The 13,776-nt window shown below is 69.6% G+C and carries 11 protein-coding genes; 6 read left to right on the top strand and 5 right to left on the bottom strand.

What is annotated here, in order from left to right; genetic code table 11:
• The first annotated feature begins 94 nt into the window (after nucleotides 1–94).
• The gene (locus tag ON19_RS10200; RefSeq protein ID WP_043689469.1) at nucleotides 95–1,027 is read left to right on the top strand and encodes a bifunctional helix-turn-helix transcriptional regulator/GNAT family N-acetyltransferase; all 933 of its coding nucleotides are present in this window, start codon (nucleotides 95–97) and stop codon (nucleotides 1,025–1,027) included.
• A gap of 191 nt (nucleotides 1,028–1,218) precedes the next feature.
• Here the strand turns inward: ON19_RS10200 and ON19_RS10195 are convergent, their stop codons facing one another.
• Nucleotides 1,219–1,656: a MarR family winged helix-turn-helix transcriptional regulator gene (locus tag ON19_RS10195; RefSeq protein WP_043689467.1), complete on the bottom strand. Its 438-nt coding sequence runs from the start codon at nucleotides 1,654–1,656 to the stop codon at nucleotides 1,219–1,221.
• A 29-nt stretch (nucleotides 1,657–1,685) separates the two neighbouring features.
• On the opposite strand from ON19_RS10195, the gene ON19_RS10190 reads away from it, so the two are divergent.
• From ON19_RS10190 to treY, 3 genes are read left to right on the top strand one after another with little or no spacing between them, the layout of a single operon-like run.
• Nucleotides 1,686–2,234, top strand: coding sequence for a cupin domain-containing protein (locus tag ON19_RS10190; RefSeq protein WP_043689465.1), 549 nt, complete (start codon nucleotides 1,686–1,688; stop codon nucleotides 2,232–2,234).
• 59 nt (nucleotides 2,235–2,293) lie between these two features.
• The gene (glgX, locus tag ON19_RS10185; RefSeq protein ID WP_043689463.1) at nucleotides 2,294–4,414 is read left to right on the top strand and encodes a glycogen debranching protein GlgX; all 2,121 of its coding nucleotides are present in this window, start codon (nucleotides 2,294–2,296) and stop codon (nucleotides 4,412–4,414) included.
• Between the two features lie 11 nt (nucleotides 4,415–4,425).
• Nucleotides 4,426–6,858, top strand: a complete 2,433-nt coding sequence (gene treY, locus ON19_RS10180) for a malto-oligosyltrehalose synthase (protein ID WP_083899271.1) — start codon at nucleotides 4,426–4,428, stop codon at nucleotides 6,856–6,858.
• Here the strand turns inward: treY and ON19_RS10175 are convergent.
• Both ON19_RS10175 and ON19_RS10170 read right to left on the bottom strand, forming a co-directional pair.
• Nucleotides 6,844–8,055, bottom strand: a complete 1,212-nt coding sequence (locus ON19_RS10175) for a T6SS phospholipase effector Tle1-like catalytic domain-containing protein (RefSeq protein WP_083899266.1) — start codon at nucleotides 8,053–8,055, stop codon at nucleotides 6,844–6,846. The two genes, treY and ON19_RS10175, sit on opposite strands and share 15 nt — an antisense overlap.
• A gap of 215 nt (nucleotides 8,056–8,270) precedes the next feature.
• The gene (locus ON19_RS10170; RefSeq protein WP_043689461.1) at nucleotides 8,271–8,504 is read right to left on the bottom strand and encodes a hypothetical protein; all 234 of its coding nucleotides are present in this window, start codon (nucleotides 8,502–8,504) and stop codon (nucleotides 8,271–8,273) included.
• 87 nt (nucleotides 8,505–8,591) lie between these two features.
• Here ON19_RS10170 and ON19_RS10165 point away from each other — a divergent pair, with 87 nt between their 5' ends.
• Together ON19_RS10165 and ilvA are read left to right on the top strand one after the other, a co-directional pair.
• Nucleotides 8,592–9,026, top strand: a complete 435-nt coding sequence (locus ON19_RS10165; protein WP_043689460.1) for a nitroreductase family deazaflavin-dependent oxidoreductase — start codon at nucleotides 8,592–8,594, stop codon at nucleotides 9,024–9,026.
• A 75-nt stretch (nucleotides 9,027–9,101) separates the two neighbouring features.
• Complete coding sequence (gene ilvA, locus ON19_RS10160) at nucleotides 9,102–10,457, top strand: threonine ammonia-lyase IlvA (RefSeq protein ID WP_043689536.1); 1,356 nt, start codon at nucleotides 9,102–9,104, stop codon at nucleotides 10,455–10,457.
• A 102-nt stretch (nucleotides 10,458–10,559) separates the two neighbouring features.
• On the opposite strand, the gene ON19_RS10155 is transcribed toward ilvA, so the two are convergent.
• Both ON19_RS10155 and treZ read right to left on the bottom strand, forming a co-directional pair.
• Nucleotides 10,560–11,810 carry a serine hydrolase domain-containing protein gene (locus ON19_RS10155; RefSeq protein ID WP_043689459.1) on the bottom strand — a complete coding sequence of 417 codons (1,251 nt, stop codon included), beginning with the start codon at nucleotides 11,808–11,810 and terminating at the stop codon, nucleotides 10,560–10,562.
• Between the two features lie 124 nt (nucleotides 11,811–11,934).
• Entirely contained in the window at nucleotides 11,935–13,674 is a 1,740-nt protein-coding gene (gene treZ, locus ON19_RS10150; RefSeq protein WP_043689458.1) for a malto-oligosyltrehalose trehalohydrolase, read from the bottom strand.
• Nucleotides 13,675–13,776 lie beyond the last annotated feature (102 nt).

The following is a 13,776-nucleotide window of genomic DNA, read 5'->3' as shown; positions in this document are numbered from 1 at the left end:
GCTCCCGAAGGGCGCCCGGGAGGAGTTCGGCCGTTTCGCACCCGAAGCCGCCGCGGGCCGATATTCTTTGACAAAGTCAAAGATTGGAGCCGCCGTGACCGCTGCCGCCGCCGACATCGCCGCCGTCCGCGAATTCAACCGCCACTACACCCGGGTGATCGGCGTGCTGCGGGAGGGACTGCACGACAGCCGGTACTCGCTCACCGAGGCACGCGTCCTGTTCGAGCTGGCGGCCTCCGACGCGACCGAGGTGGTTACGCTGCGGCACGCCCTCGACCTGGACGCGGGCTACCTCAGCCGCATCCTGGCCCGGTTCGAAGAGTCCGGCCTGGTGCGACGCAATCGCTCCGGCAGCGACGGCCGCCGTCAAGAGGTCCGGCTGACCGAGCGGGGCAGGGACGTCTTCGCGACGCTCGACCAGCGCTCCAGCGACGAGGTCGGCGCCCTGCTCGACGCGCGTCCGCCCGCGACCCGGGCGCGGCTGCTCACCGCGATGCGGACCATCCAGCAGATCTTGGACCAACCCGCCGACACGCCGAAGCTCACGCTGCGTGCCCCGCGTTCCGGCGACTACGGCTGGGTGATCCAGCGCCACGCGGAGCTCTACGCAAACGAATACGGCTGGGACGCGACCTACGAGGAATTGATCGTGCGCATCGTGGCCGACTACCTGAGTTCCCGCGACGATCAGCGTGAGCGCGTCTGGATCGCGGAAGCCGACGGCCGCCCGGTCGGCAGTATCTTCTGCGTCCGCGAGGACGACACCACCGCGCGGCTGCGGCTGCTCCTGGTCGAACCCACCGCGCGCGGCCTCGGCGTCGGCTCGGCGCTCGTCGACGAATGCCTGCGCTTCGCCACCGCGGCGGGATACCGGGAGATCGTGCTGTGGACCAACGACGTGCTCGCCGCGGCGCGGCGCGTCTACCAGCGCGCGGGATTCGAACTGGTCGAGCAGAGCCCACATCACAGCTGGGGCCACGACCTGGTCGGCCAGACCTGGCGGCGGTCACTCGCGCCCGCGCAGTGACCGCCGGCACCGGGTAGCCGACCGGTCTTCGGCGGCGCATCCTCGTCCGGCGATGCAAAGCCGCGTCGCGCGTGGGCAGCCGACCGGCCTTCGGCGGCGGATCGTAGTCCGGCGATGCAATCAGCCGCGTCGTGCGCGGAAGTCGCACCCGAACGGGTCCACGGGTCTGCCGCTAGGCCGGCTACCCCGGGTCATCCGTCCGCCGCAAGCGCCGCACCCACTCCCGCCAGCGCCGTGCGCAGTTCCGCGAGGCGACGCGCACCCAATTCTCGCGCCACCGTCCGTTCGATCTCGCGAATTCGCCCCTCCGCGACGGCCAGGGCCGCCCGGCCCGCCGGGGTGACGGTCACCACCCGCGCCCGCCGGTCGGCCGGATCGACCTGACGCGCCACCAGCCCGCGGCGTTCCAGATGCGTCACCAGCTCCCCCATCGACTGCTGCGTCATCCCGGCCGCCTCGGCCAGCGCGGTGATCCGCGACCCGTTCGGATCGAGGTAGCGAAACACCGCGTAGTGCGCGGGACGCAGTTGCTCGTCGAGCCGCGCGCGCAGCTCCTCGTTCAACGCGCGCTCGTAAGCGGCGGTGGCCTGGCTGAGCAATTTCAGCAGCGTCGGTTCACCCGTTGACATATTACAAAGGTTACCTTTATATCTGAAGTATGCCAGCCGCACGCACCCTCACCTTCCGCAACGGCCACCGCGTCACGCTTGTCGCGCAGAGCACCGATGAGCACGGCTCCTATCTGCGGCTCGAGCACGTGCTGCCGCGGGCCGAACGCCAGGCGGGCCCGCATTGGCATCCGGTGCTCACCGAGCGGTGGACGGTCCGGCGCGGACGGCTCCGATTCCGTATCGATGGCACGGAGGTCCTCGCGCATCCCGGCGACACGGTCACGGCACCGCCGGGCTCGGTGCACGAATTCCGCAGCGAGATTCCCGGCACGGTGATCGATCACGAGATCCGGCCGCCGCTGCGGCACTGGGACATGTTCCGGCTCTGGCACAACTTGGACCGCGCGGGGCGAACCACCTCCGCGCGGGTGCCGCGCGACCCGTTCGCCCTGGCCCTGTTGTGGGACTATCAGGACGGCTATCTGGCGGGCATCCCGATGTTGCTGCAGCGTGCCGTGCTCGGCGGTCTGGCACGCGTCGCGGTACGCCTCGGCTATCGGCGCCGCTGGCTGGAAAACGCCTCCGACCTCCCCTGATCCACCCAGCCAGAACCACCCGCACATCCGCGCGCCCGGCTGCCGCTACTGTCGTTGCCATGGCTCAGCCCGACGCAGCGCCCGGCGACGCGACACCACTGGGTGTCTGGCCCGGCACCGCCTATCCCCTCGGGGCCACCTACGACGGCGCCGGCACCAATTTCTCGGTGTTCTCGGAGATTGCCGACGCGGTCGAACTCTGCCTGGTCGACGGGGACGACGCCGAGACCAGGATCGCGCTCGACGAGGTGGACGGCTACGTCTGGCACGCGTATCTTCCCGGGGTCGATCCCGGTCAGCGCTACGGATTCCGGGTGCACGGCCCCTACGACCCCGACCGCGGATTGCGCTGCGACGCGAGCAAGTTGCTGCTCGATCCCTACGGCAAGGCCTTCGACGGCGACTTCGACGATCACCCCTCGCTGCACACCTACGGACTGGATTCGCTCGGCCACACCATGACCGGCGTGGTGATCAACCCCTACTTCGACTGGGGCGCCGACCGCGCGCCGAACCGGCCCTACCACGAGACCGTCATCTACGAGGCGCATGTCAAGGGCATGACGATGACCCACCCCGAGGTGCCCGAGGAATTGCGCGGCACCTACTCCGGCATCGCGCACCCGGCGATCGTCGAGCATTTGAAGGGGTTGGGCGTCACCGCGATCGAGCTGATGCCGGTGCACCAGTTCCTGCACGACCGTGTGCTGCTCGACCAAGGGCTGCGGAACTATTGGGGATACAACAGCTTCGGCTACCTCGCGCCGCACAACGGGTACGCGGCGATGGACCGCGCCGGCTCGGCGGTCACCGAGTTCAAGGCGATGGTGCGGGCGCTGCACGCCGAGGGCATCGAGGTGATCCTCGACGTGGTCTACAACCACACCGCCGAGGGCAATCACCTCGGCCCGACGATCGGCTTCCGCGGCATCGACAACGCCGCCTACTACCGCTTGGTCGACGACGATCCCTCGCTCTACATGGATTACACGGGCACCGGCAACAGCCTCAACGTGCGCCATCCGCACACCTTGCAGCTGATCATGGACTCGCTGCGGTACTGGATCCTGGAGATGCACGTCGACGGATTCCGCTTCGATCTGGCCGCGACGCTGGCGCGGGAGCTGCACGACGTGGACCGGCTGTCGACCTTCTTCGATCTGGTGCAGCAGGACCCGGTGGTGAGCCAGGTCAAGCTCATCGCCGAACCGTGGGACGTCGGCGAGGGCGGCTACCAGGTGGGCAATTTCCCCGGCCTGTGGACGGAGTGGAACGGCAAGTACCGCGATACCGTGCGCGACTACTGGCGCGGCGAAGCGGCGACGCTGGGCGAGTTCGCTTCTCGGCTCACCGGCTCCTCCGACCTGTACGAGGCCACCGGGCGCAGGCCGAGCGCGAGCATCAACTTCGTCACCGCGCACGACGGATTCACCCTGCGGGACCTGGTGTCCTACAACGAGAAACACAACGAGGCCAACGGCGAGGACAACCGGGACGGCGAAAGCTGGAACCGCTCGTGGAACTGCGGTGCCGAAGGGCCGACCGACGACCCGGAGATCCTCGCGCTGCGCGCGCGGCAGAGCCGCAACCTGCTGGCGACGCTGATGCTCAGCCAGGGTGTGCCGATGCTCGCGCACGGCGACGAGATGGGCCGCACCCAGCACGGCAACAACAACGTCTACTGCCAGGACTCGCCGCTGGCCTGGATGGACTGGTCGCTGCGGGAAGAGAACGCCGATCTGCTCGAATTCACTCGCGCGGTGATCGCGTTGCGCACCGAGCATCCGGTCTTCCGGCGACGCCGCTTCCTGGCGGGCGGCCCGATCCGTTCGACGGACGACGCCCGCGACATCGCGTGGCTCACCCCGTCCGGCGAGGAGATGACCGAAGCGGACTGGGACAGCGGATTCGGCAAGTCGTTGGCGGTCTATCTCCACGGCGAGGCGATCCCCGAGCCCGGCCCGCGCGGCGAGCGGATCACCGACGATTCGTTCCTGCTGTGTTTCAACGCCCACGACGCGGCTATCGACTTCGTGCTACCCCGCACCGGTGAAGGCGCGGAATGGTCGGTGGCACTGGATTGCTCGGCGCCGACCGGCCTGGCCGACGCCGGTTATGCCGGGGGCGCGACCGTCACCGTCCGAGCTCGCTGTCTCCTCGTCCTCCGCCAGGCCACCTGACCCGAATGCCGATGAACGCACCCGACTCCTCCGAGATACACGTGACCGACCCGGTGTCCCTCCGACGCAAACCCGCCCGCCAGACAACGATCCGCAGCACCTACCGGCTACAGCTGCGACCGGACGCGCTGACCTTCGCCGAAGCGCGCGCCATCGCGGAATATCTTCAGCAGCTGGGCATTTCCCACCTGTACCTCTCGCCGATCCTGACCGCGGCGCACGGCTCGACGCACGGCTACGACGTCACCGACCCGACCACGGTCTCCGCCGCCCTCGGCGGACCGACCGGGCTCAAGGCTCTCTCCGACGAGGTGCGCAGCCGCGGTATGGGACTGATCGTCGACCTGGTGCCCAACCACGTCGGGGTCGCCGATCCGCGGCAGAACGCCTGGTGGTGGGACGTCCTGCGGAACGGTCAGGAGTCGAGGTTCGCGCCGTACTTCGACATCGACTGGAGCCCGGGCAACGGCGCGGGCGGCCGCCTGGCGCTGCCGGTGTTGCAGAGCGAGAACGACCCGGCCGCCTTGACCGTCGACCGCTCCGGCGCCGAACCCATGCTGGCGCTGCACGATCTGCGTTTCCCGATCGCGCCGGGCACCGACGGGGACAACGCGCTGCGCATCCACGACAAGCAGCACTACCGCCTGGTGAGCTGGAAGGCCGGGCTGTGCACCTACCGGCGTTTCTTCGCGGTCAGCAGCCTGGCCGGGATCCGTCAGGAGAGCCCCGAGGTCTTCGAGGTCACCCACCGCGAGCTCGCCGCGTGGTGCGAGCACGACCTGATCGACGGCGTACGGATCGACCATCCGGACGGTCTGTCCAACCCCGCCGGGTACCTCACCCGGCTGCGCAGGCTGATCGGCCCGCACCGGCTGCTGCTGGTGGAGAAGATCCTGGCCAACCGCGAGCCGCTGGACGCGACGCTGCCGATCGACGGCACCACCGGCTACGAGGCGCTGGCCGATTTCGGCGGCGTGCTGATCGATCCGCGCGGTGAGCACGCGCTCACCGAACTGTCGCGGCGGGTCGCCGGGCACGGCAGCGACCGGGCCTGGATCGGCGAGACCGAGCACCGGATCAAGCGGGCGGTCGCGGAAAGCGTTCTGGCGCCGGAGGTCCGGCGGTTGGTGGCCACGATCAAACAGGACGCGAACGCCGAGAGTTTCGACACCATGGCGCTGACCAACGCCACCATCGAGGTGCTGGCGTTCATGCCGGTGTACCGGGCCGACTACGCGCCGCTGGCCGGGATGGCCGGTGCGGTGATCGCCGAGGTGGAAAAGCGCAACAGCGAACTCACCGCGCCGCTGGCGGTCCTGGTCGCGGCGCTGGCCGCCGACGGGGCCGCGGCGGTGCGCTTCAGCCAGGTCTGCGGCGCGGTGACCGCGAAGGCGGTCGAGGACACCATGTTCTATCAGGCCGCGCGGCTGGTCTCGTTGCAGGAGGTGGGCGGCAACCCGGCGCGCTTCGGCCACTCGCTCAACGAGTTCCACCTGTCCAACAGCCAGCGCGCGCAGCTGTGGCCCGCGACCATGACGACGCTGTCCACGCACGACACCAAGCGCGGCGAGGACGTGCGCGCCCGCATCGGCGTGCTGTCGCAGGCCGCGGAGACCTGGGCTCGCAATGTCGACTCCTGGTTGGAGACCACTCCGGCGCCGGACGGGGCGACGGCGCTTTTCCTGTTGCAGAACATGTTCGGCGTGTGGCCCGCGGACGGGCGACCGGCCGCGTCGGTGCCGGGCCTGCGCGAGCGCCTGCACGCGTTCGCCGAGAAAGCGATGCGGGAGGCGAACACCAAGACCTCCTGGGAGGAGCCCGACGCCGAGTTCGAGTCCGCCGTGCACGCGTGGCTGGACGCGGTGATCGACGGACCGGTGGGCTCCGAACTCGGCGACCTGGTGCATGAGCTGGCGCCGCACGCCTGGTCCGACGCGCTGTCGCAGAAACTCCTGCAACTGTGCGGCCCGGGCATCCCGGACGTCTACCAGGGCTGCGAACTGTGGGAGGACTCCCTCGTCGACCCGGACAACCGCAGGCCGGTGGACTTCGCCGCCCGCGCGGGGATGCTGCAATCGCTCACCGGCACACCGGCGCTGGACACCACCGGCGCGGCGAAGATGTGGATCGTCGCATATGCCCTGTGGTTGCGCCGCGAACGTCCCGACTGCTTCGTCGGCGGCGCCTACCGGCCGCTGTTCGCCACCGGCGACCACGCGGCCAAGGTGGTCTCCTACGCCCGCGGCCGCACGGGCGAGGCGCCCGAAGTCATCGTCGCCGCGACCCGCCACAGCGTGGGTCTGGCCGAGAGCGGGTGGGGCGACACGTTCCTCGACCTGCCCGCGGGCAGCTGGACCGACCGGCTGACCGGCCACACCTTCCAGGGCCGGGCGAGGCTGGAGAAGATGTTCGGCCGGCTGCCCGTCGCGCTACTGGTGCGCTGACAGCTCGAGCGGGGGTACGTCGGCCACCGCGGGAGCGCGCACGAGTTCTTTGGCGAACACGCCGCGAAGCTGCTCGTAGGTCTTCTCCGGGATCGCTCCGCCCAGTTCCTCGCGCCAGCGCCGCAGGTTCGCGGGCTGATAGTCCAGCGCGTCCTGCGTGCTGGCGGCCAGCCGGACCCCTTGGTCGGTGGGCGTGGCTATCCGGCGCCAGGAATCCCAGTGGAAGCGGCGGCTGCGCGGATTGCGCAGCGTCCGAAGCACATTCAGGATGCGGTAGCCGATGCCGAGGGAATCGTGCAGCCGCATGTGATCCCCGTTCGTGGCGTCGCAGCGTTCGGACAACTTGGCCAGCCGATCGCGATCGAAGGCCAGCCCGACCGACTCCGCCTCGCGGACCATCCACTGCAACGTCGCGTCGGACAGGCCGCACTCGGCGTAGCCGCCGCCGATATCGCTGTGCACGCCGGGGAACCACACCTGCTTGACCCGCTCGAACCCGCGCCGGTACTTCACGGTCGGTTCGACCGGAACCTCCCACAGGGACGGTTCGAAGTTGCGCCGCCGCTCATCGATGGCCAGCGCTTGGCGGGCGCAGTACACGTGGCGGGAGAGCTTGACGTCGTGGAACCGGTGCCGCAGCGAGGTGACGCCCGGCACGCCGAGCGCGCCGACGGTGTCGAACACGCCGAGGAAATCGATCTTCGCCCGCCTGCAGTTCTTCCGGCGGAATTCCCGCCACTGCTCGGGTTCGGGCGGGTCCGGGTTCTCCGGCGTCGGCGCGGGCGGCCGCTGCCGGTAGATCCGCAAGGCCTCCGGATACTTGCCCGCGATCATCGCTTCCGGGGTCATGATGCCGATACGGCTGATCAGACCGGCCAGGCTGCGCGCGGTGAAGGCGCCGCGACTGAAGCCGAAGATGTAGATCTCGTCGCCCTTTTCCCAGTTCAGGGCCAAATGCCAGTACGCGGACGACAGGTTCGCCTCGAGTCCGAGGCCGAACGCGCCGCCTACCAGCCGATCGGTGAGAAAGCCGCGGGCGCCGGGACCGGAGACGTAGGTGACCCACTGCTGGATCGTCTCCCCCGCCGGTCCCGGCGCGTCGAACCGGATCGTCTGCGCGATTTTGACAATGTTCGAAACCGTGCTGCTCGACTCGGCCTTCCAGGTGCCGTCGCAACATACAACCAGGCGTTTCATACGCTGATCCTCTCGCTGGTGTCCCACCGAAACCCGCGTACTCGACTACTCGAATTCATCGCGGAACGGACCGGACAGCGTTAATGGCATGGCCGGAATACGCGAGTCGGCGCGTCGGCGGAGCGCTCTGACTCCGCCGACGCCGAACGAGATACGGGTACTCGCACACCGGCGAAGAGAGTTCGGGCAACTGGCGGCGACCCTGCTCGGGCTCGCTACGCGTGCCGCTGACCCGGCTCCTCACGCCGCACGGAGGCCAGCCCGATCAGCCAGCGCGCCGCACCGAGCGCGGCCGCGACGAGCACCGCGATCTGCGGGGAACCCGTGATCAGTGCCAGGACGAGGCAGGTCGCCACCCCCATGAGCAGTGCGTCGAGCTTGTAGACCGGCCACGCGCTGCCCGCGATATCTATCGTGGCGCTGCGGGCCGCAGGATGGACGACTGCCATCTCCTCAGGGTAGTCGGAACTCGAAGTTCGGGCCAGCGAACTTTTGTCGCCGGGAACACAGCGGATCGGCGCGGTGTTGTCGCAGACATGCCACTGACAGGTGAATACGAACCGAGTACCTCCGGCTGGGCCCGGGAACAAGCCGAGAAGTACGAGAACTCCGGCGGCACCAAGGGCGCGACCATCCAGGGCAAGCCCGTTATCCTGCTCACCACAAAAGGCGCGAAGTCCGGCAAGCTGCGCAAGACGCCGCTGATGCGGGTGGAGCACGACGGGGAATACGCCGTGGTCGCCTCGCTGGGCGGCGCGCCGAAGCACCCGGTCTGGTACTACAACATCAAGGCCGAACCGCATGTCGAGCTGCGCGACGGCCCGGTCAACAAGGACTACACCGCGCGCGAGGTCTTCGGCGAGGAGAAGGCCCAGTGGTGGGAGCGAGCGGTCCAGGTGTGGCCGGACTACGCGAACTACCAGACCAAGACCGACCGTCAGATCCCGGTCTTCGTCCTCACTCCCAGGTAGCTCCGGCGCAGGTAGCACGGGTTTCACTGCCACCCGCCGCACCCGGCCGCCGCGGCGGGTGGCAGCATGTTCGGGGTGTCCGATCCGCTTGATGTCCTCGACGCACTGTCCGCTTCTCGTCCGGCGCTCACCGCGGACGAGATCGATGCTGCCGCCAAGCGAATTGCCGACGTCATCGATCCGACCCCGCTACAGCGCAGCGAGCGGCTGTCCAGACTGACCGGGGCGAACGTCTACCTCAAACGCGAGGATCTCAGCGCGGTCCGCTCCTACAAGCTGCGCGGCGCCTACAACCTGGTGGTGCAGCTCACCGAGGACGAGCGCGCCGCGGGCGTGGTCGCGGCCAGCGCGGGCAACCACGCGCAGGGCGTCGCGTTCGCGTGCCAGGCGATGGGGATCAAAGGCCGCATCTACGTGCCGACTACGACTCCGAAGCAGAAGCGCGACCGCATCCGGGTGCACGGCGGCGAGTTCGTCGAGCTGATCGCGGTCGGCGAAACCTACGACGCCGCCGCCACGGCCGCCGCGGCAGATGTGGAGCGCACCGGCGCGACCATGGTCCCCCCGTTCGACGACGCGCGCACCGCGGCCGGTCAGGGCACCATCGCCGCGGAGATCCTGGAGCAGCTCGCCGACCCGCCAGACCTGGTGATCGTGCCCGTGGGCGGCGGCGGCTGCCTCGCCGGTATCGGCACCTACGTGCGTGCGCGCTCGCCCCGCACCGCCATCCTCGGCGTGGAGCCCGCGGGCGCGGCCTCGATGACCGCGGCCCTGGTGGCAGGCGGTCCGGTCACCCTGCCGGAGATCGACCCGTTCGTGGACGGGGCCGCGGTGCGCCGGGTCGGCGCCGTGCCGTACGCGGCGGTGTCCGGATTCGGCGGGCGAGTGGTCTCGCACGCCTCCCTGCCGTTGCTGACCATCACCGAATCGCCCAGAGGCGCGGGCGCTTTCCAGATGATGCAGGTCGACGAGGGCGCGATCTGCACGACCATGCTCGACCTGTACCAGAACGAGGGCATCATCGCCGAGCCCGCGGGCGCGCTCACCACCACGGCGCTCGCGGAGATCACCGTGGAGCCGGGCTCGACGGTGGTCTGCCTGGTGTCCGGCGGCAACAACGACGTGTCCCGCTACGGCGAGATCATCGAGCGCTCCCTGGTCCATCGCGGCCTCAAGCACTATTTCCTGGTGGATTTCCCGCAGGAACCCGGCGCGCTGCGCCGCTTCCTCAACGAGGTGCTCGGCCCCGACGACGACATCACCCTGTTCGAGTACGTCAAGCGCAACAACCGCGAGACGGGCGCGGCGCTGGTCGGCATCGAACTCGGCGCGCCGGACGGGCTCGGGCCGCTGCTGGAACGGATGCGGCATTCCCCGATCCAGTGCGAGCGCCTCGAGCCGGATTCTCCGGCGTACCGCTACCTGACCTGACCTGTACTTCGGCACGTCAGGGGCCCTGGGTTCCTGACCCGAGCCGGATATCCGCGCGTCAGGCAGCCTCGAGTTCCCGGCCCGAACCCGAAGTTCCGCGCCTCAGGCAGCCTTGGGCGTTGCCGTGGCCGGTACCCGGCGCCGGTTCGCGCGCAGGCAGTTCAGCAGCAGCGGCAGCAGCCAGAATGCCGCCGACTGGTCGTAGCTGAGCTGAGCGGCCGATAGCCGGTTGTGCACGAAGCCGACCGACAGACCGAGCCGGGGTTCGGCCCAGCCGAAGGAGCCGCCGAGGCCGATGTGCCCGAACCCGGCGTGGGCGCCCGGCATCGGCAGGGAGTGGTAGCCCAGTCGCCACATCATCGGCAGGTAGAACAGCGCGCGATCGGGCTGATAGGTCTCGATCCGGCGCAGTGCCTTCATGGTGTGGGCGCCGAGGTACCTGCGGTCGGCCAGCATGCCGTCGTTGGCCAGCGCGCCGTACATCTTGGCCAGCGCGGGCGCGGTGCACACCCCGTTGCCCGCGCCGAGTTCGGTGTCCAGGATCGGCGGGCTGACGCCCTCGAGGATGCCTTCCAGACCGGGCAGGAACAGGCAGCGCGTGGCGGCGCCGAGCGCGCCCGGAATCCGGTGGCTGCGGCCCAGAACCGCGGCGCCGAGCGGCTTGCCGAGCAGGCTCAGCTGGGTGCCTGCCAGCGGCGCGTAGGTGATCGGCGCGTCGGCCGGCGGCCTGCCCAGGTACAGGCCCTCGATGCCGAGCGGCTCGGCCACCTCGGTACGGAACAGTTCGCTCAGGCCGACGCCGGTGATCGCGCGCGTCAGGCCGCCGACCAGCCAGCCGAAGGTGAGCGCGTGGTAGGTGGGAACGCCGAGCAGGCGGTCGGGCTTCGCCCCGGCCAAGCGCCGCTCCATGAGCTCGTGGTCGAGTACGTCGGCGAGTCCTCCGGTGGCGATCGGGGCCAGCGCGGACAGCCCCGCCCGGTGGGTCAGCAGCTGACGCACCGTGATCTTGCGCTTACCGTTGAAGCCGAATTCCGGCCAGTACTCCGAGACCGGGGCGGAGTAGTCGAGCAAGCCGCGGTCGGCGAGGCGGTGCACGACGGTGGCGGCGATCCCTTTGGTGGCGGAGAAGATGATCGTGCCGGTATCCCTGGTCCACGGAGCGTCACCACCGGAGCCGACCCAGATGTCCACCAGCGGCTCTCCGTGCCGGTGCAGCGTGAACGCCGCGCCCGCACCCCGGCGAGTGCCGAACGTCCGTGCGAAAGCCCGCACGAACGGTGCGAATTCGGCGGCGGCGCTGCCACCCATCCCCGGGGGAAGAACCGCGAGGTCCCCGGAAGCGACGTTGCTCATTTCTCCACGGTAATGGCGCGGACCGATTCCGGCAAAGCGCCTGTCTCGGACAGTTGTACGGCCGTTATCCGGCGCCGCCGGAAAATCGCCGGAAAAGACCGCGTGGAGTGGGTGTTCCACGCCCTCAACGCGGGCCCGGCGGCGCCGTTTCCAGCAGCGCGAACGAATGGCCGGGAACGGTTGTCGCCGAAGGCCCGATCGTCGGGGATTCCCAGTACAGCAGCGGGATGCCCGCGATGGGCACCGCGACCTGGTCCTCGCCGAGGTTGCACACCAGGGCCAGCGTGCCGCGGTGCACGACGATCCACCGCGCGGCCTCGTCGTAGTCCACCGAGACGTGCGTCAGCCAGGGATCGCTGAGTTCCGCCCGGTCGCGGCGCAGGGTGAGCAGGGCGCGATAGCAGGACAGCAGGCGTGCGTGCGCGGGCTCGTCGGGTTCCGTCCAGTCGAGCTTGGAGCGCAGGAAGGTCTTCAGATCCTGCGGATCGGGCACCTCACCGGCGGGCCAGCCGTGTGCGGCGAACTCCTTCTTGCGCCCGGATGCGGTGGCGGCGGCGATCTCCGGGTCGGTGTGCGAGGTGAAGAACTGGAACGGCGTGCACGCGCCCCACTCCTCCCCCATGAACAGCATCGGCGTGAACGGCCCGCACAGCACGAGGGCGGCTTTGACGGCCAGCTGCCCGTCTGTCAGGTAGGCGCTCGGCCGGTCGCCGAGCGCACGGTTGCCGATCTGGTCGTGGTCGCAGGTGTAGGCCAGCAGCGCGCTTCCCGGGATCAGGCCACGGTCGATCGGACGGCCGTGCGTCCGGCCCCGGAAGCTGGAATATGTTGCGGCGTGGAAGAACCCGTGCTTCAGCGTCCGAGCCAGGCAGCGCAGCGAGCCGAAATCGGCGTAATAGCCCTGCCGCTCACCCGAGACAGCGGTGTGCACGGCGTGGTGCAGGTCGTCGTTCCACTGCGCGGTCAAGCCGTAGCCACCGGCCGCGCGCGGGGTGATCAGCGTCGGATCGTTGAGATCGCTCTCCGCGATCAGCGTCAGCGGCCTGCGTACGTGGGTGGCGAGGCGCTCGACGGCGACCGACAGGTCGGCCAGCAGGTGGGTGGCGGTGCGGTCGACCAGGGCGTGCACCGCGTCCAGGCGCAGCGCGTCGATGTGGAAATCGCGCAGCCAGCGCAGTGCGTTGTCGATGATGTAGGCGCGCACGTGATCGGACTGCGGCCCGTCGAGGTTGAGACTCTGCCCCCAGGTGTTGTGCCCGTCGGCCAGGTACGGCGCGAAGCGCGGCAGGTAGTTGCCCGAGGGCCCGAGATGGTTGTAGACGACGTCCAGGCAGACCGCCAGCCCACGGGCGTGACAGGCGTTCACGAACCGCTGCAGGCCGTCGGGCCCGCCGTAGCTCTCCTGCACCGCGTACCAGAGCACGCCGTCGTAGCCCCAGTTGTGCGTGCCGTCGAAGGCGTTCACCGGCATCACTTCCACCACGGTGACGCCCAGCGCGACGAGATGATCGAGCCGCTCGATCGCGGCGTCGAAGGTGCCTTCGGCGGTGAAGGTCCCGATGTGCAGCTCGTAGTAGACCGCCCCGGCCTGCGGCCGCCCGGTCCAGCCCGCGTCGGTCCAGGCCGCCGGATCGAGGGTGTGCAGCGCCGAGCGGGCGTGCACCCCGTCGGGCTGGCGGGGTGAGCGGGGGTCGGGCAGCACGGTCGGATCGTCGTCCAGCAGGAAGCCGTACCTGGCGCCGCTCGCGGCGGGTAGATCGGCGCGCCACCACCCGTCCGGCGACCGCCTCATCGAGTGGACGACACCCTCCAGATCCAGCCGCACCGACCCCGGTCGCGGCGCCCACACCTCGAACACAGCCACCGCGCCAGCATCGCACAGGCACGCCCGGCCCGCCCGATACGGACACCAGCCCCGGGAGCAGACCCACCGTCGTCCGGCTGCCCCTGGTTCCCGGGGACGATT

It is taken from the genome of Nocardia abscessus NBRC 100374 (assembly GCF_000308455.1).
Classification (GTDB): Bacteria; Actinomycetota; Actinomycetes; order Mycobacteriales; family Mycobacteriaceae; genus Nocardia; species Nocardia abscessus.
Note: the sequence above shows the minus strand (reverse complement) of the source record. Positions and strands in the feature narration are given on the sequence as shown.